At 39.9% G+C, this 21,458-nt stretch carries 20 protein-coding genes; 14 read left to right on the top strand and 6 right to left on the bottom strand.

The window, feature by feature from the left end; all coding sequences use genetic code 11:
- Position 1 precedes the first annotated feature (1 nt).
- The 4 genes from BUC06_RS00405 to BUC06_RS00390 all read left to right on the top strand — a co-directional run bounded on the left by BUC06_RS00405 (position 2) and on the right by BUC06_RS00390 (position 3,790).
- Complete coding sequence (locus BUC06_RS00405; RefSeq protein ID WP_139263238.1) at positions 2-340, top strand: hypothetical protein; 339 nt, start codon at positions 2-4, stop codon at positions 338-340.
- A gap of 204 nt (positions 341-544) precedes the next feature.
- Positions 545-1,363, top strand: coding sequence for a helix-turn-helix domain-containing protein (locus BUC06_RS00400; protein ID WP_073328279.1), 819 nt, complete (start codon positions 545-547; stop codon positions 1,361-1,363).
- A gap of 180 nt (positions 1,364-1,543) precedes the next feature.
- Positions 1,544-2,734: a multidrug effflux MFS transporter gene (locus tag BUC06_RS00395; protein ID WP_073328276.1), complete on the top strand. Its 1,191-nt coding sequence runs from the start codon at positions 1,544-1,546 to the stop codon at positions 2,732-2,734.
- A gap of 153 nt (positions 2,735-2,887) precedes the next feature.
- The gene (locus tag BUC06_RS00390) at positions 2,888-3,790 is read left to right on the top strand and encodes a DUF6268 family outer membrane beta-barrel protein (RefSeq protein ID WP_073328275.1); all 903 of its coding nucleotides are present in this window, start codon (positions 2,888-2,890) and stop codon (positions 3,788-3,790) included.
- Between the two features lie 150 nt (positions 3,791-3,940).
- Here the strand turns inward: BUC06_RS00390 and BUC06_RS00385 are convergent, their stop codons facing one another.
- From BUC06_RS00385 to pepT, 6 genes are all read right to left on the bottom strand, one after another.
- Positions 3,941-4,675: a LytR/AlgR family response regulator transcription factor gene (locus tag BUC06_RS00385; RefSeq protein ID WP_083563865.1), complete on the bottom strand. Its 735-nt coding sequence runs from the start codon at positions 4,673-4,675 to the stop codon at positions 3,941-3,943.
- Positions 4,665-5,726 (bottom strand): sensor histidine kinase, encoded by a 1,062-nt coding sequence (locus BUC06_RS00380; protein WP_073328272.1) that lies wholly within the window; start codon positions 5,724-5,726, stop codon positions 4,665-4,667. The genes BUC06_RS00385 and BUC06_RS00380 overlap by 11 nt, the downstream gene beginning before the upstream one ends.
- 77 nt (positions 5,727-5,803) lie before the next feature.
- The gene (locus tag BUC06_RS00375; RefSeq protein WP_073328270.1) at positions 5,804-6,400 is read right to left on the bottom strand and encodes a porin family protein; all 597 of its coding nucleotides are present in this window, start codon (positions 6,398-6,400) and stop codon (positions 5,804-5,806) included.
- A gap of 150 nt (positions 6,401-6,550) precedes the next feature.
- Positions 6,551-6,787, bottom strand: coding sequence for a hypothetical protein (locus tag BUC06_RS23460; protein ID WP_123877360.1), 237 nt, complete (start codon positions 6,785-6,787; stop codon positions 6,551-6,553).
- Positions 6,788-6,938: 151 nt separating this feature from the next.
- On the bottom strand, positions 6,939-7,508 hold the full coding sequence (locus BUC06_RS00365) for an energy transducer TonB (protein ID WP_073328265.1): 570 nt from the start codon (positions 7,506-7,508) through the stop codon (positions 6,939-6,941).
- A gap of 5 nt (positions 7,509-7,513) precedes the next feature.
- Positions 7,514-8,761, bottom strand: a complete 1,248-nt coding sequence (gene pepT / locus BUC06_RS00360; RefSeq protein ID WP_073328262.1) for a peptidase T — start codon at positions 8,759-8,761, stop codon at positions 7,514-7,516.
- Positions 8,762-8,918: 157 nt separating this feature from the next.
- Here pepT and BUC06_RS00355 point away from each other — a divergent pair, with 157 nt between their 5' ends.
- From BUC06_RS00355 to BUC06_RS00310, 10 genes are all read left to right on the top strand, one after another.
- On the top strand, positions 8,919-9,335 hold the full coding sequence (locus BUC06_RS00355; RefSeq protein WP_073328259.1) for an RrF2 family transcriptional regulator: 417 nt from the start codon (positions 8,919-8,921) through the stop codon (positions 9,333-9,335).
- Between the two features lie 84 nt (positions 9,336-9,419).
- Entirely contained in the window at positions 9,420-10,133 is a 714-nt protein-coding gene (locus BUC06_RS00350) for a phosphoadenylyl-sulfate reductase (RefSeq protein ID WP_083563863.1), read from the top strand.
- A 10-nt stretch (positions 10,134-10,143) separates the two neighbouring features.
- Complete coding sequence (gene cysD / locus BUC06_RS00345) at positions 10,144-11,052, top strand: sulfate adenylyltransferase subunit CysD (RefSeq protein ID WP_073328257.1); 909 nt, start codon at positions 10,144-10,146, stop codon at positions 11,050-11,052.
- 124 nt (positions 11,053-11,176) lie between these two features.
- Complete coding sequence (locus BUC06_RS00340; protein ID WP_073328254.1) at positions 11,177-12,415, top strand: sulfate adenylyltransferase subunit 1; 1,239 nt, start codon at positions 11,177-11,179, stop codon at positions 12,413-12,415.
- 3 nt (positions 12,416-12,418) lie between these two features.
- Positions 12,419-13,249 (top strand): serine O-acetyltransferase EpsC, encoded by an 831-nt coding sequence (gene epsC / locus BUC06_RS00335; protein ID WP_073328252.1) that lies wholly within the window; start codon positions 12,419-12,421, stop codon positions 13,247-13,249.
- Between the two features lie 35 nt (positions 13,250-13,284).
- On the top strand, positions 13,285-14,196 hold the full coding sequence (gene cysK / locus BUC06_RS00330) for a cysteine synthase A (protein WP_073328249.1): 912 nt from the start codon (positions 13,285-13,287) through the stop codon (positions 14,194-14,196).
- 25 nt (positions 14,197-14,221) lie between these two features.
- Complete coding sequence (gene cobA, locus BUC06_RS00325; RefSeq protein ID WP_073328246.1) at positions 14,222-15,067, top strand: uroporphyrinogen-III C-methyltransferase; 846 nt, start codon at positions 14,222-14,224, stop codon at positions 15,065-15,067.
- A complete protein-coding gene (locus tag BUC06_RS00320; RefSeq protein WP_073328244.1) occupies positions 15,057-16,763 on the top strand; it encodes a diflavin oxidoreductase in 1,707 nt (568 codons plus the stop codon). The genes cobA and BUC06_RS00320 overlap by 11 nt, the downstream gene beginning before the upstream one ends.
- A gap of 18 nt (positions 16,764-16,781) precedes the next feature.
- A complete protein-coding gene (locus tag BUC06_RS00315) occupies positions 16,782-18,455 on the top strand; it encodes an NADPH-dependent assimilatory sulfite reductase hemoprotein subunit (protein ID WP_073328241.1) in 1,674 nt (557 codons plus the stop codon).
- A 125-nt stretch (positions 18,456-18,580) separates the two neighbouring features.
- Positions 18,581-21,454: a TonB-dependent receptor gene (locus BUC06_RS00310; RefSeq protein WP_073328239.1), complete on the top strand. Its 2,874-nt coding sequence runs from the start codon at positions 18,581-18,583 to the stop codon at positions 21,452-21,454.
- Positions 21,455-21,458: the final 4 nt, after the last annotated feature.

Here is a 21,458-nt window from a genome sequence, read left to right as displayed (position 1 = left end):
TATGAATCTAAATAGTTTTAAATGGGTTATAATCTTAAGTATACTAATTATGAATCTAAATTTTTGTCAAAAATGTGATGAGATTACCATAAAAGGAGTCACAGGAAATGTAAAATTAGGAGCAGTTGTAGAAACAGAAAAGGATGAAATCTATTATGTTGAAGGGTTAAATGATTGGGGAAATAATGTCGGGAAAAAAATTATTATATCGGGTTGTTTGAGTAAAATTAAGCATGTCGATAAGAAAAAAAATGATAATCAAATAATCCAGACCGTTGATAATGGAATTTGGATTGAGAAATTAATTCGAAAGCCAAAATGGAAATTTACGGATAAATAGCTCCGTTAATGGTATTTATTTCTCCGCTATGAGAAGTCTATGGCTTTAAAAGCCAGAATAAAAAAGAACCGCCACATTATTGTGGCGGTTCTTTTCATAGAGCAAATAAATTTTCTACATTTATAAAAAACAATCAAAAAGCTAATCAACAGACATCCCAGTATTTCTTTGCTAAGGTTTTTGTTTACCCTAAAAAACTGACCGATGAATCCATCAGAAAAAAATATCCCCGTCCACCATCTCACCTCTGAACAGTTTCAGCTGATGACACTTGATACTGGACATCCGGAAAATTTTAATGATGTTCACAGGCATAATTTCTTTGAGATCATTTGGTTCAGTCATGTCAGGGAAAATAGCAGTTTAGAACTGGATTTTGAAAGTCATTTCCTTAAAAACAATCAGATCTGCATCATCGCACCCGGACAGGTATTCAATATGAAACTGAGGGGTGAAAAAGGCTATGTATTGGCTGTGAGCAGGGAAATATTTAAAGAAGTCTGTGACATCGAAACAATTCTTACTGTGGGAAGCTGCCCCTTTTCATTAGATCCTCAAAGCGCAGAAACCTGCAATACCATTATCTCACTTATGGAAGAAGAATATAAAGGCGCATCAAGGATCGAATTATTAAAAGCCTATCTGAAGGCATTCTGCCTCATTATCACAGAACAGATAGGGAAACAGGATCCTTCAATTAATGATAGACAGCGCATCCAGAAGTTGGTAAGCTTAATAGAAGAGCATTATATTATCCAGAGAGAGACCCGTTTCTATGCAGATCAGATCAAAGTAAGTGCTCATCATCTGAATGATATTGTACGCCTTTCCAGAGGAACGACAGTGAAAAAAATGATTGCTCAGAGACTTATTTTGGAAGCTAAAAGAGAACTTAGCTTTGGGGCGTTAACCATTAAAGAAATTGCTTTTAAATTAGGATTCAGTGACGCTTCTTATTTCTCGCGTTTCTTTAAAAAGCAGACTGGCCGGAATCCGGAGGGATTTAAAGAAGGAAAAACTTAATCTTCAGAAAGTTCTTTTAAATTCATTCTAGAATAATAAGTTTTCATAAAAATCATAAAATGTAATCCTCAGTTTGTGCTGGTGTTCCTTCAGTTCTTATATTGAAACGCTTTGTTTTTTACCGGAATTTTGCATGGAGAAAAAACGATCTGTGTGGTCGTTTAATGATTGAACCCCTTTATGAGAAACTTAAGTATCGTAGTGTTTATTCTGGCACTGCTCAACACCCTGGAATCACTGAGTATAGACCTTTATCTGCCTGCTTTTCCGAGCATGGCCCAGATTTTCCAAACCGATATCGGACATATTCAGATTTCAATTTCTGTGTTTTTTGCAGGATTTGCCTTCGGACAGTTACTTTGGGGACCTTTGTCTGACAGAACAGGGCGTAAACCCATGCTATACTGTGGCCTTTTCCTCTTCATTGTAGGGGCTACAGCCATATTTTTTACAGAAAACATTTACGTGCTTTGGGCGATGCGTTTTCTTCAGGCGTTTGGTGGAAGTGCGGGTATTGTAATCGGAAGGGCCATCGTTATTGACCTGTACGACAGACAAAAATCTGTAGCCATTTTTTCCCAGCAGTCCCAGATCAGTGGAATAGCCCCGATTGTTGCTCCGCTGTTGGGAAGTGTATTTCTCAAATTCTGGGGATGGAACAGCTCATTTGCTTTTTTGAGCATAATGGGCCTTTTAACCCTGTTAATGGTATATAAATACGTTCCCGAAACCAATGCAAGAATGACACTTTCTGATCATTCTGAAGATGAAAAAGGATTAAAGGATCACCTCAAAGCAATACTTTCCAATAAAGAGTTTATCAACAGCACAATGATTGGAAGTATCGCCTTCGCTTCCCTGATCATTTATATTTCTAATGCCCCGTTTTTATTTATGAAACTTCACGGGTTCTCCAGTGGGACTTTCAGTTTGATATTTGGCTTTAATTCATTAGCCTTAATAACTGCGGCATATATTACGCCTAAATTAATAAAGAGAATAAGCGACACAAAGCTTTTATTAGCAGCTACCCTTATATTGTTGATCGTATGCAGTCTGCATATCCTTATTGCTGCAGAAAATCTTTCAGTAGCGCTGGAAATTATGATGCTGTATCTGTCATTGTTAGCTATCGGAATTTTATTCCCTATTACTTCAGCTCATGCTTTGTCGCCTTTTAAAGAAGGACGTGGTACGGCCGCCGCTGTGATGGGATTTATGCAGCTGATGGTTACTTTCTTACTTTCAGGACTGGCGGGATTTTTAGAAGCAGACTCCATCATGCCGATGGTTATTTTACGTGCAGGCATTGCATTAATTGCCGTTTGGTTTGCTTACCGTTCATTTAAGAATAAAAAAGCTTCCGTATAACATGAACATTTAAAAGTTGTTTAATATAAAATCGGACGTTATTCGGGTGATATAATCCTGTCATTCTCTCTTTTGGTCATACCATCCCGACACTTAATCAAGTAATTTTTGTAAACGATCTCCAAAGGGATCTCTTTGCATAAAATTTAAATTATGAAGAGAAATCTTTTGGCGGCAGTTTGTGGTTTGCTCGGATACTACGCTAGTGCACAGTCCGGAATATCAGGAGAGCTTAAAACGGAATACATTCCTTTTTCCAGTTATATCCGTCCGGAGGACAGTGTAAAAACAAATTCCAAAAGCAATTTTAAAAGAGCAGATCTTAACCTCAGCATTCCCTTGTCAATCAAAAAAGAAAGCAGTGGAAGAATAAAAGCCTGGTCGCTTCTGTTGAGTGGATCTTATGCAAAAATGACGCATAAAGACTACGAAAGACAGCTTTTTCCGGACCAGATGCTGAATGCCCAGGTCGGAATTCAGCATATGAGACCTTTAGGAAAAAAATGGAGTATGATGATGACCGCATCAGTAGGTGCATACACGGATCTTGAGCAAATAAATTCCGATGATATTCTGGGGCAGGGTGGAATTTTGTTTATCAGACATTTTAATCCAAATCTTGCCCTGGGAGGAGGTCCTGTACTGACGACTGCTTTCGGGGTTCCAATGATCTTGCCGTGGATTTATTTCGATTGGAAAACCAACGGAAAAATTAAATTGAATATCAATTTCCCGGAAGGAATGGAAGCCGGTTACCTTTTTTCAGACAAATTTGCTCTGAAGGCAGTCGTCAACCTCAGTGGTATGACCGTAGAAAGAAATAAAGACGGAAAATCCATGTTACTCGGTTATCAACAGATCACAGCGGGAATAAGACCGGAACTAAAGCTGAATGATAAACTCAGCCTTCGTCTAACAGGCGGAACAGCTCTGCTGAGAAGTTTCAATGAAAACGACAGAAAGATCAAAAGTATTTTCAAAGACAAAAAAATAGCAGACCCGAAATTTGCCAGCACATTTTATGTCGCAGTATCATTGAGGTGGAACTTGCCTTAAGAGCACAGATGGAAGATGGGAGCAGGAAGATGGAAGTGACTATCCGACAATTAATTGCTTTTAGTCTGTTGATTATTAGCATACTTGTAGATGGAAATGAAAAAGAAAGTCATTTAATTTTCGACATTTTCCCAGCTTCCCTTTTCCTTTCTATTTGCTAATAAGCTTCTTATACACCACCTGATTGAGCAGTTCCTCCTTTCGGCTACGGGAAATAGGAAGCTCAGTTTTATTAATGAACAGACGTCCGCCGGAGATCATATCAATATGGGTAATATTGATCAGGAAAGATTTATGGATCCTGAAAAAATGCTCAGAAGGCAGGGACTCTTCAATCGCTTTCATTGTTTGATGAATCACCAGAGATCTATCTTTAAAATGAAGCTTCGTATAGTTCTGCATACTTTCAATATATAAAATATCTACCCAGGACACTTTGACAAAACTATCGGATTGCCTTACATACAGATAGGGATCATCAAAAGCAGAATTTTTTTTCATCTTTTCAGACACAATAAACTGCTGCTGCGCCTTGTTGACCGCCTGATAAAAGCGATTAAAAGCAATCGGTTTCAGAAGATAATCTACAACCTGAAGCCGGTAACCTTCCAAAGCATATTCGGAATACGCGGTCGTAAGAATGCATAAAGGAGGATTTTCAAGCTGTTCAAGAAATTCAAGGCCGGTTAAGTACGGCATATTGATATCCAGAAAAAGAAGATCAATTTCCTTCTCCTTAACTATTGTACCCGCTTCCAATGCCGTTGCACAAGTATCTTCAACCGATAAAAAGTTGATCTGGTTGGCTAATTCTTTAAGATGAAATCTGGCCAAAGGCTCATCATCAGTAATTAAGCATTTCATTTTGGGAATATTACTGCTCATTATTGTCGGATAATTGTAAGGTTAAAGTGACTTTGTATACATTTTGGTCTGCCTGAATGGTAAGCTCATGAGCATCCGGATACTGTAATTTTAAACGTTTTTGTACATTGTGCAGCCCGATTCCACCAGCACCTTCTTTCTTTTTATGGAGGGCCAGTTCCGAATAACAGTTTTCAACATAAAAGAAAAGAAAACGGTCTTTTTCCATGCAGGAAATCTTTACATAACCCTTGTGTCCGGGTAATCTGGAAACATACTTGAAGGCATTTTCAATGAAAGGAACCAGCAGGAGAGGAGCAATAGATAATCTTTTATTTCCTATGTTCCAATCTGCACTCACCTCAAGCTCATTGCCCCATCTTAATTTTTCCACTTCCACAAGATTTTGAAGATGATCAATATCCTGACCGAGCGGGACAAGATTTTGACTGCAATGATAAAGCTGATAGCGTAAAATATCAGAAAATTTGAGCAGCAGATAATCGGCAAGTTGGGTATCTGTTTTCATCAGAATATGAATATGATTCAGAATGTTGAAAACCACATGGGGGTTGATCTGATCTTGCAGTAATTTAAGCTGGTTTTCCAGATGAGCCTGTTGCAGCAGGATATGATCCCGTTCTATCCTTCCGTGTTCCTGATAAAATTTGATCCCACAGGCTGATCCGTTGATAAGAAAAGACGCGGGAAGGGCCAGGTAGAATCCTTTCCATAAAAAAGGAAGGTGATTAACAAAATCGTGAGGAAGCTCGTTCTTGGAGCTGACTTCAATATATGTGAAGATCAAAGAATAGATAAAGCTCAGTAAAAGAATAACGCCTGTTGCCTGAATCAGAAATAGTTTCATCTTTTTTGCCCGCAAAGCATGAGGAAGGAGTCTTGTCGTAAGAAAATGAGTGAAAATAAAAGAAGCAATGACAAGAGTAATGGTTTGAAATACAGCTGAAGGTTTGTCAGAATTAGCCTGAAAGTTGATATACACAGCCGCCGCAAAAACAAGCCAGAAAAGACTAACAAAAATATATTCTCTTAAAATAAATGGTTTTGTCATGAAGAAGGGTAAGGTAATTTATAAAAAATTAGAAACTGCAGGTCGCAGTTTCTAACACGTAAAGATAATTTAAGTTTTTAGAATAAGAAATATCCAATCCCCAATGTAAAGCTGTGTGGTTTAGATTTAAATTCCTTGCTGATGCTTGAAAGTCCGGTTTCATACCTTAGGTCTGCCGTGAAATTTTTATAGTCTATACCAACACCTCCCGTGATTCCGATATTCGATTTGTCAAAGCTTTTAAAACCTTCCTGCAGGGCTTTTGATGTGGAAAGATTGTTCTTAAAGGCATAGCTGTATACGCCCCCTGCAAACGCTCTTACATTAAAATCTTTGGTATTGAAGAATTTATAACCAATGACCACCGGAATGTCCACAGAATTCCAGCTTAGTTTTGCTGAAGTTCCGTCCTTCGTGTCATACGATGTCTTTCTTTTGTTGAATAGCGCCTCTCCCTGTACATAAAGACTTCCAATATCCATTCGGGTCATCATTCCCCCCTGATAACCGAAACCATATTTCCCTTCCAGTGCTGAGGATTCTGTTGAGGTTTTTGTAAAGTTGGCACCCCCTTTTATCCCGATGTGTAAAGTTTGGGTTTGTTGCGCACGGGTTTCTACGGAACACGTGATACATAATAAAAATGAGCTTAATGCTAAAAACTGCTGTTTCATAAATTGCTTTTAATAATTTCATGCAAAAAAACAACGATCAGAAGCCGGATAAAACTTTATTTGATGAACAGCACAGATGCTTTGACAAGAATCTCTTTTTTAGCTGAAAAACAAAAAAAATCGGAAGAGGGTACTTCCGATGAATGTCTGTTAAAAAGGTTGTTCTTCACAAATAGAAGGAGGATTACATCCGCCACCGCCAGGATTTCCACCGCCGCCGCCTGCGGAAACACATCTTCCCGGATTCCCGTCATCATCCATCTCACAAGCCCTTCCAAATGCACATTCACAATCCGTCCAGCAGTAAGCAGAGTCGCCATTCATATGGCAACCATTGATACCTGCCCCAAGGATTGTAGAGAGGTCCTTTCTTAATAGTTTTTTCATTTTTCCCATAATCAATTGATTTTGTAAGTTAATAGTTTGATGTATAGGTAAATATAATCAAAAAAAAACAACCATTTTTCATCAGTGTGAGAAATAAGGAGTCCCAACACAAAAGAAACAACCCACTGCATCTGCAATGGGTTGATCTGTTTTATTTACTGAAATTTAATTGTAAAGGAAGGTTGACCACAGAGAGAACAGGTCGCCCGTTCGATTCGGCGGGTTTCCATTTTCCTTTGTCCCTGATCTGGTAAAAAGCGGCCTCTATAAATGCATTCACATCTTCATTGTTACCCTTTACCTTTACCTGAGAAGCATTCCCCTTCGGGTCTAAAGTAAATTTTAAATTGATCTTATAAGGATTAACTGCAAAATTCAGAAAAGTAAGATCCACAGCTTCGGTTAAAAGTTTCTGGAAAGAAGCTTTTCCGGTTTCATACGCTGCTTCCTTGGTGATTTTAGGTACCACAGGAGGTGGAACATCCGTTATCATTTTCTTTTCTTCCTCTGAAATTTTTTCTAATGCATTTTTATAGGCGGATATTTTTTCTTCAGTAAGAAGCCACTCCTGTTTAGTCCTTTCATCATTAGGCTTCGGATATTTCCTGTACAGTGACTTTATTTTTCTTTCATAACGGGAATCAGCTTTCTGGAATTCAGATACCTGAGCACTGCTGAAAGAAAAAATCAAAATAAATGCTAATGCTGAAAGTTTTTTCATCAGAATTAAGCTTTTACAATATTAAGGATCACTTCAACTGCTTTTTCCATGCTTTCAAGCGCTACATATTCGTAAGGTCCGTGGAAATTCATTCCTCCGGCAAAAATATTAGGACAAGGCAGTCCCATATAGGATAACTGAGCTCCGTCTGTTCCTCCTCTGATGGCTTTGATTTTAGGCTCAATATTCGCTTCTTTCATCGCTTTTGCAGCAAGATCGATGATATGCATTTTTCCTTCAAACTGCTGCTTCATATTTCTGTATTGCTCTTTAATCTCCACTTCCGCAGTGCCTTCGCCATGTTTTTGGTTGAATTCAGCGACTTTCTCCTCCATGAATTTTTTTCTGGCTTCATACTTTACCTCATCATGATCACGAATGATATAGTGAAGTTTTGCCTCAGAAATATCAGCCGTAATATCCATTAAATGATAAAATCCATCAAAATCTTTAGTCGTAGCCGGAGTTTCATTCGCCGGAAGCATTTGGATAAATTCAGCGGCTAAAAGACCCGCATTGACCATCTTTCCGTAAGCATAACCCGGGTGAACGCTCAATCCGTGGATTTTTACCACCGCTCCGGCTGCATTAAAGTTTTCATATTCCAGTTCTCCAACTTCACTACCATCCATGGTATACGCCCATTCTGCACCGAATTTAACGACATCAAATTTATGGGCACCTCTTCCGATTTCTTCATCCGGAGTAAATCCTACAGCAATTCTTCCATGCTTGATTTCCGGGTGGGCAATAAGATATTCAGCAGCCGTTACAATTTCTGCACATCCTGCTTTATCATCTGCGCCAAGAAGGGTGTTTCCGTCTGTAGTAATCAGTGTTTGCCCGGTATATTGTTTTAAACTTTCAAATTTTGAGGATGATAGGGTAAATCCTGTCGTTTCATTTAAAACAAGATCACCTCCGTCATAGTTTTCCCAAATCTGCGGTTTTACGTTTTCTCCGCTAAAATCAGGAGAAGTATCATAATGCGAAATAAAACCTATGGTTGGCCTCTTATCATTTTCTACATTAGAAGGAACATATCCCATAATATAGCCATGTTCATCAATGGAAACATTTTCTAAACCAATTGTTTTGAGTTCCTCAGCAATATGGTTGGCAATATCCCACTGTCTCGGAGTAGAAGGGGTTGCTTCGCTTTCAGCATCACTTGTTGAATATATTTTTACATACGTAAGAAAACGGTTCAGTAATTTCTCTTTCCACAATGGGTTGAATTCTATTATACTCATCGATCATAAATTTCCAACAAATATACAATGTAAATTTTTCAAATCTGGAATTTAGGATATCTTTCTGGTGCATTTTCAGTCGTTAAAGGAGATTCATTTTTTTAATCTCAAACCGCAATTTCGTTAATCAAATAAATTATCATAACTTGCGTGAATTATGATGTCCAAACGTTGCAAATATGCTTTAAAAGCAATGGTTAGATTGGCAAGAAACTACAATCAGGGATTTTTGTCAACGGCTGTTATTGCACAGGATGAGAATATTTCCAAAAAATTTTTAGAACAGATCCTTCTTGAACTAAAAAGAGCCAAGTTGGTCAACAGCAAACAAGGAACCGCTGGTGGATATTATCTCCTGAAGTCACCTGACGATGTTTCGTTGGCAGATATTTACCGTATTTTCGAAGGGCCGATTGCCCTGACTCCATGTATATCTTTAAATTTTTATGAACCTTGCGATGATTGCGTCGATGAGGCAACATGCTATCTCAGAAATGAACTCATGATCGTCAGAGAAAAGACAAGAAAAAGCATGATGGAAGCGACCCTTACTTCTTTTATAAAAAACAGCTGAAATTTTTTTTAATTTTTATATCCTACTAATTTGGTAGGATAAATAGGATTTATATATATTTGCAGGAGTTAATTTCAATTGCAAATGGAAAATACCCTGAAAATAGAATTCGATGAATTGTTTGAAAAGGCCTCTGAAGGTGCTTTCAATGATGGTTTTTTAGAAATTCTTGCCAGCCGGTTCCCTGGTGAAGTCATCTTTTCTACCAGCTTCAGTTATGAAGATCAGGTCGTGACTCATCTCATAAAAAACCTGAATATTGATATTTTCACCCTCGATACAGGAAGACTTTTTGAGCAAACCTATGAAACCTGGACTTCCTCCAGAGCATTCTTCAAAAAGAATATTAAGGCCTATTATCCGGATCCGGAATCACTGCAGCAATTTGTTTCAGAAAACGGACCCGATTCCTTTTATCAATCTGTAGAACAGAGAAAAGCCTGCTGCAATATCCGAAAAGTTATTCCTTTGAAAAAAGCACTTAATGGATATAAGGTTTGGATCACAGGATTAAGGTCTGAACATTCCGCCGGCAGAAAAGAAATGCCGCAGCTGGAATGGGATCCGGATCATCAGATCATCAAATTTCATCCCATCCTTCACTGGACCACAGAACAGGTTACAGATTATGTTAAAACGAATCACCTTCCTTACAATCACCTTCACAAAAAAGGATTTGTAAGCATCGGATGTGAACCCTGTACAAGAGCGATTAAAGAAGGCGAAGATTTCAGAGCCGGCCGATGGTGGTGGGAAGATGCTGATAAGAAAGAATGCGGCTTACATGTTCATCAATAAAAAATAAAATATGTCATTATATCATTTAAACTATTTAGATCAGTTAGAAGCTGAGTCCATCTACATTTTACGGGAAGTGGCAGGACAGTTTGAACGTCCGGCTTTACTGTTCAGTGGGGGGAAAGACAGTATTGTACTGGCGCATCTGGCCGCAAAAGCATTTCCTTATGGAAAAATTCCATTCAAGTTTGTTCATGTGGATACCGGACACAACTTTCCGGAAGTTTTAAGCTTCAGAGATCAGCTTGCTTCCGAATTGGATGTAGATCTTGTAGTAAGAAAAGTGGAAGATACCATTAACAAAAAAAAACTGACAGAGCCTAAAGGCAAATTTCCAAGCCGGAACTGGCTGCAGACCTTTACTCTTCTTGACACGATTGAAGAATTCGAGTTTGATGCCTGCATCGGCGGGGCTAGAAGAGATGAAGAAAAAGCCCGTGCAAAAGAAAGAATATTCTCTGTTCGTGATGAATTCGGACAATGGGATCCCAAGCTTCAGCGCCCGGAGCTGTGGAATATTTTTAATGGAAAAATTCATAAAGGAGAGAATGTAAGGGTGTTCCCCATCAGCAACTGGACAGAACTTGATGTCTGGAACTATATCCGACGGGAAAATATAGCCTTGCCTTCCATTTACTTTTCGCACGAAAGAGAAGTGGTAGACCTCAACGGACAGTGGATTGCCAATTCTGAACACGCTGCACTGGAAGAAGACGATATCGTTACCATAAAAAAAATAAGATATAGGACCGTAGGAGATATGACCTGCACGGCGGCAGTGGAATCAGAAGCCGCTACAGTGGATAGAGTGATTGAAGAAATTGTGGCCACCAGGATATCGGAAAGAGGTGAAACCAGAATTGATGACAGGGTAACCGAAGCCGCCATGGAAGACCGCAAAAAAGGAGGCTACTTTTAATAGGGGATGAGCAATGAGTACTTTGTAATAATGCAATGTGTAAAACATTAATAGTCAATAAATTACCCATTACTTATTGCTCGTCATTAATCAATCATCATTAATCATTTATAACAAAAAACTCGTGGATATATTAAGATTGATAACAGCAGGAAGCGTAGATGATGGGAAAAGCACCCTCATCGGAAGACTGCTTTACGATAGCAAAAGCATTTTGCAGGACCAGCTGGAAGTTCTGGAAAAACACTCTAAAAACAAAAATGATGATGGGGTAGACCTGGCTCTTTTAACGGATGGGCTCCGTGCAGAAAGAGAACAGGGAATCACGATTGATGTCGCTTACAGATACTTTTCGACATCAAAAAGAAAATTTATTATTGCAGATGCTCCGGGGCATGTCCAGTACACACGAAACATGATTACCGGAGCTTCTAATTCAGACCTCATGGTCATTCTCATTGATGCCCGTAAAGGAGTCATTGAACAGACGAGAAGGCATTCTATTATTGCTTCATTGCTTAAGCTCAAAAAAGTGGCCGTTGCGATCAACAAAATGGACATGGTAGACTATTCCGAAGATGTTTTTGAAACCATAAAAGCAGAGTACGCTAAAATGGCAGAAGGTCTTGGGTTAGATGATGTTACCTATTTCCCCATTTCTGCATTGAAAGGAGATAATATTGTGTCCTTGTCATCTGCTACAGCATGGTATCAGGGAAGTTCCCTTCTGGAATATCTTGAAGAAATACAGCTTGATCAGGAGCAAAACAGCGGCAGCCGCTTCCAGGTACAGTACGTCATCCGGCCTCAGACTGAGGAACTGCATGATTACCGTGGATACGCCGGACAGATCATCAGCGGAAGTTTTCAGAAAGGAGATAAAATAGCAGTACTTCCGGCAGGAATGATTACTGAAATTGCAACCATAGAAGTGAATGTAGGCGAGGTTCAGCAAGCCTTTGAGGGGCAACCGGTCTTAATTCAGGTCACAGACGATATCGATATTAGCAGAGGAGATGTATTCGCTGCGGCAGAAGAACTTCCTTCAGTTGAAAAAGAAGTGGAAGTATTACTTTGCTGGCTCGATCATAAAGCATTGCAGCCGGGCAATAAATATCTGATACAACATCACAGCAGACAGCTGAAAGCAGTTGTAAAACATATAGATTATAAGATCAATGTCAATACATTGGAAAAAGAAGCGGCTGAAGGCGAAATAAAACTTAACGAAATTGCAAAAGTGACCATACGAACGGCACAGCCTCTTGTATTTGATGATTTTGTAAGTAATAAAAAAACAGGATCAGCTATTCTGGTCGATGAAACCTCTAATGCTACCGTTGCAGCATGCATAATTCAATAGAAGATGAAAGTTTCAGATCAATTTATTAAGAAAATTCTTGAAAAAAAACAGACGAGTTCCAGAGGATTCTTTGATAAGGGTAATATGGAAAACTTTGTCAATAACCTCTATAATGTTCTGTTTCTTTCGCAGGAAATCCATGCTGAAAACCAGATTTATATCGAGTTTGAAGAGCTACATGAAATTCTTTTTGACCTGATCAAAAACACGTCGGAGGATGAGGTTTTCGCGGAGAAGCAGGCCGATCATTTCTTTTATGTATTGCCAGAGCTTTACAATAGTCTGATTCTGGATGCTGAATCTATTTTAGAATTCGATCCTGCGACGGAATCTCTGGAAGAAATACTCCTCTCATACCCAGGCTTTTTTGCGACGTATGTATATAGAATTTCCCACCAGCTCTGGATTCAAAAGATAAGAATACTGCCTAGGGTAATCTCAGAATATGCCCACAGCAGAACCGGAATTGATATTCATCCGGGCGCGGTCATTGGAAAACATTTCTTTATTGATCACGGAACCGGAATTGTGATCGGGGAAACGACCGTCATCGGCAATCATGTAAAACTCTATCAGGGTGTAACACTTGGAGCTTTACATGTTTCAAAGGATAAAGCCAATGAAAAAAGGCACCCCAATATTGAAGACCATGTCATTATCTATTCCGGAGCTACTATTCTGGGAGGGAATACCACCATTGGCAGAGACAGCATCATTGGAGGAAATGTCTGGATCACACAGAATGTTCCTTCCAGCTCTCTGGTCTATAATAAAAGTGAAATAAAAATAAAAGATAACGGAACGCTTCCCGAATCTTTAACCTTTGTGATTTAAAAACAAACAACAAAACAACATAAAATAGAATCGGTATGAAGTTCCAAAACACACTAGAAACCATCGGAAATACCCCGGTAGTAAAAATTAATAAACTCTTCGGTACAGAAAATGAAATCTGGATCAAACTGGAGAAAGCCAATCCCGGCGGAAGCATCAAGGACAGAATTGCTTTAAGCATGATTGAGGATGCTGAATCCAAAGGAGTATTGAACAAAGACAGCGTTATTATAGAACCTACCAGCGGAAATACAGGGATTGGACTTGCCCTGGTAGCTGCCGTAAAAAACTATAAGCTGATTCTTGTGATGCCGGAAAGTATGAGTTTGGAACGCCGAAAAATTATGGAATCTTATGGAGCGGAATTCGTTCTCACTCCACGAGAAAAAGGAATGAAGGGGGCGATTGAAAAAGCGGAAGAACTGGCGAAAGAAACTCCAAATTCATGGATTCCCAGACAGTTTGACAATCCTGCCAACGTGAAAGTACATGTTGAAACCACCGCTCAGGAAATCCTGAAAGACTTTCCCGAAGGACTGGACTACCTGATCACAGGGGTAGGAACAGGAGGTCATATTACCGGGATTGCGCAAGTGCTGAAACAGAAATTCCCCAATATCAAAGTGATTGCTGTAGAGCCGGAACTCTCTCCCGTACTAAGTGGAGGATCTCCCGCTCCGCATCCTCTGCAGGGCTTGGGAGCCGGATTTGTTCCTTCAATTCTTGATACCGGACTCTTAGACGAAATTATTCAGATCAGTAAAGACGAAGCCTATGAATTCACGAAGGAAGCCGCAAAAAAAGAAGGACTTTTTGTAGGAATCTCTACCGGAGCCGCTTTAGCTGCAGTTGCCAAAAAACTTCCTGAAATTCCGGCCGGATCTACTATTCTGACCATTAATTATGACACCGGTGAAAGATACCTGTCCATCGAAGGACTTTTCTAGAGACCACTAATAAGAAGATTTAAAAATGAAAGAATTCAATTGCACACCAAAGGTTTACCTTGTCGGTGCAGGACCCGGCGACCCTGATCTCATCACGATAAAAGCTGTAAAAGCCATTGCCGCCGCCGATATCATTTTATGTGACCGTCTTGTAAGTCCTGAGATACTGGAACGCTACGCCAATAAAAACACCGACATCATCTATGTAGGAAAAGAATGCAGTAAAAATGCTTCTACACCGCAGTCCCGGATCAATGCATTAATAGTAGAGTATGCTTCTCAGGGAAAGACAGTCGTACGACTTAAGGGTGGAGATATCTCCTTTTTCTCCAATGTTTTGGATGAATTGAAAGCTTTAAAAGAGCATCACCTGACATTTGAAATAATCCCCGGAATTACAGCAGCTTCAGGAGCAGCGGCCTATGCCGGAATACCTTTAACTGCAAGAGGATATGCTACCTCCGTCCGCTTTCTGACTTATTATAAAACAGAAATTCTGAGTGATGCCTATTGGAAAGAACTTGGAACATCCGAGGATACGCTTGTTTTTTATATGTCGAAAGGAAATCTGAATGGTCTGGTAGATAAATTTTTAGCATTAGGTACCTCTGAAGACAAAAAGATCGCTGTTATCGAGCAGGCGACTACGCCTTATCAAAAAATATATACCTCGTCTTTTGAAGATTTTCATGAAAACTTAGGAAAGAAAGACTTTGTATCTCCGTCATTAGTGGTTATTGGAAAAGTAGTGACCCTGCACGATGAGTTTTCATGGCTTGAAACACCTATTCAGGAAGGGATTTACTTTAAATCTGTAACTAACGGAAGCTTAGTGTCCAACCCTCAAAATATATTAGAATATGCTGTCTGAAACTAAATTAAATGCCCTTAAAGAAATATCAGGTGGTTTTTCAAGAGACGAAGCGGTCTGGGCCAGCGGTTTTTTGGCCGGTCTTGCGGGATTATCATCTTCAGCCGGATCTTTTTCTCCGGAAGTCAATGCAGAAGTCACTTCTCCAAAGAAAATTACGCTAGCCTATGGAACAGAAACCGGAAACAGCAAGAAACTCGCGGTAGAACTTGCGGGAATCATTAAGAAAAAAGGAGTGCAGGTGAAACTGGCAGACCTTTACCAATACAAACCGAAAGATCTCGCTAAAGAAGATTTGTTCTTTCTCATTATCAGTACCCAGGGAGAAGGCGATCCTCCTATTCTTGCGAAGAAATTTTATGATTATATTCATGAAAATGATTTGAACATCAATAATTTGAAATTTGGCGTTCTAGCTCTTGGAGACAGCAGTTATCCCTTGTTCTGTAAAACAGGAGAGGATATCGATTTCCGTTTTGAAGTGCTCGGGGCGCAGCGAATCCTTCCTCTGAAAAAATGTGATATTGATTATGAAAAGGAAGCTCATACCTGGGCAGAACACATCCTGGATGTCGTTAACAAAACCAAAGAAAGCAGCCAGAACAGTACAGTTGCTACAAAAATATCAACGGGACGAAAAAAATATCAGGGAAAGATTTCAACAATCATCAACCTCAACGATATAGATTCCGACAAAGAAACCTACCATATAGAAATAGAAACGGAAGAGCCTCTTGTCTATAATCCTGGCGATGCATTGGGAGTTATAGCCTTCAATTCAAAAAATGACGTGGAGGAGATAATTAGCTTGACCGGAATTGATCCTGAAAAGCAGATTAAAACAACAAAAATTACAGCCAGCGTGCAAGACTTGCTGTACAAACATCTTAACATCAGTTATCTGCTTAAAGCAACAGTTGCTCAGTATGCAGAAATTACAGGACATCCTATTCCTGAAGTAAGATTAAGCCTTCTGGAATTGCTTAGAATCTATCCGGTAAAAAATGCAGATGAATTTGAACAGATCATCCCGGTTCTGACCGGTCAATCCCCACGTTTATATTCTGTTTCTTCGTCATTGGAAGCACACGGGGATACCGAAATTCATATTACGGTAGCCAAATCTGAGTTTTTCATTCATGATAAAAAACAAAATGGACTGTGCAGCGGTTTCTTGGCTGAATTTAAAGAAGGAGAAACCATTGAATTTTATATTCAGGAAGCCAAACATTTCAGACTTCCCCAACCGGATAAAGATATTATCATGATTGGTCCCGGAACTGGGATTGCGCCTTTCAGATCTTTCCTTTACGAAAGAGATGCAGTAGGAGCAGAAGGCAGGAACTGGCTTTTCTTCGGTGACCGGACTTTTGTTTCGGATTTCCTTTATCAGGCCGAACTACAGGATTTTCTTAAAACCGGGACTCTGACCCATCTGGATCTTGCTTTTTCCAGAGATACCGCCGAAAAAATATATGTACAGCACAAACTGGAGCAAAAGGCCCAGGAAGTTTATCACTGGCTGGAAAGCGGAGCATCATTGTACGTTTGCGGAGCCAGAGAACCCATGAGTAAAGATGTGGAGAAAACCATTCTGAACATTATTCAGGATAAAGGAAAACAAAGTCTGGAAGAAGCTCAAAACTACTTGGAAGAACTGGAACTCAGTGGCAGATATGTAAAAGATGTGTATTAAATCATAAAAGGATACGATATGACAGATAAGAATAACCTTTCGCCGGTAGAAAGAATAAAAACCGGCAGCAACGGGCTCAGGGGAACTTTAAAAGAAAGCCTTTCAGATGATTTTACGGGAGCCATCAGAGAAGATGACCAAACCCTCATCAAGTTCCATGGAATGTACCAGCAGGATGACAGGGACAGACGTGAGGAAAGAGTCGCCAAAAAACTGGAATGGCTGTATTCCTACATGATCCGGCTGAGACTTCCGGGAGGATTTTTAACCTCCGCACAATGGACAGGCCTTCATGAAATTGCAGAACATCATTCCACAGGAGTGATCAAAATTACCACGCGTCAGACCATTCAGCTGCATGGAATTTTGAAGTCCCATGTAAGGCCTACCATCCAGAACTTCAATCTTCAGCATCTGGATTCCATTGCGGCCTGTGGTGACGTGAACAGAAATGTCACCTGTACCTCAAATCCTTCCGAATCACCATTGCATCAGCAGATCTATGAATTAGCCGGAAAGATCAGTGAAATGTGTCTTCCGAAAACGAAATCTTATTATGATCTGTGGATCGATGATGAATTGATCATTGACAGAAAAACAGAAGAAGATCCCCTGTATCAGGACCGATACCTGCCGAGAAAACTGAAAATTGGAATTGCTATTCCTCCCAATAATGACGTGGATGTTTTTATTAATGATATTGCTCTGATTGCCATCATTGAAAATAATCAAATTGTAGGCTATGATATCGCGGCAGGAGGAGGACTTGGTGCCACTCATGGAAATGATGCAACGTATGCGAGGCTGGCTTCTCTTCTAGGTTTTGTAGACACAGAAGAAAAAGCGTTGAAAGCTGTATACGAGATTATCACCGTACAGCGTGACTTCGGAAACAGAAGCGACAGAAAATTATCAAGATTAAAATATACCATAGACAAGCTTGGTATCGAAGGGTACAGGACTGAAGTCGAAAAAAGGTGTGGTTTTGCCTTTGAACCTGCGCGGGAGTTTAAGTTTGAACAGCGAAAAGACCGCTATGGTTGGGTACAGAATCATGAAGGGAAGTGGTTTTATACCGTTTTTGTAGAGCATGGAAGAATACTTGATACAGAAGGTTATCCCTTAAAATCAGGGCTTTTAAAAATTGCTGAGACAGGGAAAGTGAATTTCCGCTTTACCTGCAATCAAAATCTTATTCTTTCTGATATTGATGAACAGGATAAAGGTGAAATTGAGGAGATTCTTAAAGAGCATGGAATTTCCGGATATACGGATGAGGTCAGCGCACTGCGTAAAAATTCTGTGGCCTGTGTTGCATTAAATACCTGTTCACTCGCTTTGGCGGAAGGACAGCGCTACCTGCCGGTTTTAGTCACCAAAATAGAACCTGTGCTGGAAAAGTACGGACTTCAGAACGAAGATATTACCATCAGAATGACCGGCTGCCCGAACGGCTGCGGAAGGTCACCAAATGCCGAAATCGGACTGGTAGGCACAGCTTACGGAAAGTACAACCTGCATATCGGTGGTGACAGACTGGGAATGCGCCTCAATACAAAATTTAAAGAAAACATTGGCGAAGAAGAAATCCTTGAAACGCTTGATGAGCTTTTCGGAATCTATTCTGAAGGCAGATATTCAGAAGAAACCTTTGGTGATTTCTCATATCGATATCTACAAACCATAAAATGAAAAATATGATCAACTCTTTTTATCGGAACAAAAAAGCTGCTCAATTTTTAGGAATACGAATGTGTATGTGCTGTTCATTAATTGATGACGCATAAACCATTTTTCAATCCTAAAATTTTATACAAGTGAAAACCTTTCAATACAAATATTTTAAGCAGAGAATACATTTTATAGTATTTACCCTTTTCTTCACCGGATTTGTTCAGGCCCAGCAGCTTATTGAAGTAAGCGGGATCATCAAACATACGGATACCCATAAAGGAATTGCCGGAGTACAGATTCAGGTAGAAAACACTCAGGATAAAGCCACAACCGATCAGGATGGGAATTTTAATCTGAGAACAAGGGTGAAAATACCTTTCAGAATTGTGATTGCCAAAGAAGGCTTCGCCAGCCAGACTGCCGAAATACTATCGCTGTCCAGTAAAGTTGCCATTGAATTAAATCCCCAGAACACCATCATCAATGAAGTGGTTATTTCAGCGTCACGTGTTCCTGAAAAAATCATGAGATCGCCTATTGCTATTGAAAAAATTGATATTAAAACCATTCGTGAAAGCCCGGCGGCCTCATTCTACGAAACATTGGAGAATGTGAAGGGGTTACAGCTTTTAACTTCAAGTCTTACTTTAAAAGTTCCCAACTCAAGAGGATTCAATTCTCCGAATAACTTTCGATTCATGCAGCTGGTAGACGGTGTCGATGTACAATCCGCTACGCTTGGAGTTCCGCTTGGAAATGCCATAGGTCCCACAGAGCTGGATATTCAGTCCATGGAAATTACTCCGGGAGCTGCCTCTGCCCTGTATGGAATGAATGCCGTCAATGGATTGGCGAGTCTTCAGACAAAAGATCCGTTTACCTCGGAAGGGGTAAGTCTATATTTCAGAGGTGGAGTGAATCACGTAGACAAAATCAACCACAAAACAGCTGCTCTTGGCGAAAGTGCAGTAAGGATTGCAAAAGTCCTGAACAAAAATCTGGCAGTAAAGATTAATGCTTCTTATTTCAGTGGAGTAGACTGGATCTCGGACAACCGTACAGATCAGAATCCCAATTCATTGATCACTGCCAATTCCAACTTTTCTTTAACCAATAATCCGGCCGAAGATCTCTGGAATAAATATGGTGATGAAAGGAATAACCGAACCTCGGTAAAAGTGAATTATAACGGAAAGCCAACCACTTTTAATGTTTCAAGGACCGGATATTATGAAAAAGACCTGATCAGCCCTGAAGTGAAGAATATAAAATTTGATGCCGGATTATATTATCGTTTTGGAGATCAGTGGAGAACCTCGTACGTTTACCGTTACGGATTACTTGATGGTACTTTTCAGAGAGGAAATAAGATCCGTCTTCAGAACGCAACCGTTCAGAATCATAAAGTAGAATTAACAGGTAAGGAGTTGACATTCAGAGCGTATATGTCCATAGAGAATACAGGAGATTCTTATAATCTCAAACCTTTAGCTGACAATCTGGACCTTACCCATCTTTCCAATACCAACTGGAAAAATATCTTTCAGACTGCCTTGCAGGACAGACTGAATTCAGGAGTGAATCTGAATGATGCTTTTATTCTGGCGCGACAGGAAGCCGATAAAAACAGGGTACTTCCCGGGACACCCGCTTTTGAACAGCTGAAAAATACGATTATCGGGATTAATAACTGGGATTCTGCCAATTCCGGAATTGCAGGAACACCTGCTACTGGTGGAGCAAAGCTTGAGCAGAAGTCCCGCTTTTATCAGACAGAAATGACGTACGACCTGTCAAGATTTGTGAAGGTTTTTAATCTTCTTGTCGGGGCAGATTACCGTTTGTACAGCATTACCCCCGACGGAAATAATTTTGTCGATTTTGAAAGACCGGTCAGCGAGAGAAATATTCCGTTATCAGACGGGACTTTCGGAAACAATGTTATTTATCAGAAATACGGCGCTTTTGCCCAGCTTACCAAGCTTTTTTTCCAGAATAAATTAAAAGTGAATCTGGCCCTTCGCGCAGACAGAAACCCTGAGTTTGACACTAAATTAAATCCAAGAGTAAGTGTTGTCTATTCTCCGGTTAACCAGCATAATTTCAGAGTGTCTTTTCAAAATGGATATCGTTTCCCTTCTTTATTTGAAGCTTTGTCATTTGTTAATAACGGAAATGTAAGAAGAGTAGGTGGCCTGTCGAAAGCGAATGGGGGACTCGGTTATCTTGAAAATTCGTACACTTTGGCTTCTATAGATCAATTTACTTCTGCTGTCAATAAAGATGTAGACGGAGGCTTCAATCAGAGTCAGGCTGCATTGAAAAACAGAAACCTTCTCACCGCTGCCAATCTGCCAAAACTGCAGCCTGAAAAGGTGACCTCTTTCGAAATAGGCTATAAATCAGCCTTATTCAACAGCAGGTTGGTCATCGACTGGGATTTTTATTACAATGTGTATGAAGGATTTTTGGGGCAGGTAGAAGTGGCGGTGCCTAAAAATGAAAATATCGGAAGCGAGAATGCTGTTTTAGCGATGCTCGACCGAAGTAAGCAGGACCGATACAGAGTTTATACGAACAGTAACAGCAGATACAAAAGCCTCGGAACATCTTTGGGAATCCGCTATAATCTGGTGAAAAATTACAATGTGAATGTCAACGTTTCGTATAATGATCTTGTTTCAACCAATACTTCAGATCTTTTTATTACGGCTTTCAACACCCCTAAATGGGCGGTTAATCTAAGTATAGGAAACCGGGAAATCATTAAAAATATCGGATTTACGGTTGCGGCGAGATGGCAGGACAGTTTCTTATGGGAAAGTCCGTTAGCGTCCGGAAATATCCCTTCCTATTACACCATTGATGCACAGGCAACATGGAGAATTCCGGAGATTAAAGCAAGTGTGAAAATTGGAGCAACCAATCTGCTTAACCGCCGATATTTTCAGTATGCAGCAGGACCTGAAGTCGGAGGACTGTATTATGTAGCGTTCACCTATGATCTAAAACTTTAAATAC

The sequence above is a fragment of the Chryseobacterium carnipullorum genome, from assembly GCF_900142785.1.
Lineage (GTDB): Bacteria > Bacteroidota > Bacteroidia > Flavobacteriales > Weeksellaceae > Chryseobacterium > Chryseobacterium carnipullorum.
Note: the sequence above shows the minus strand (reverse complement) of the source record. Positions and strands in the feature narration are given on the sequence as shown.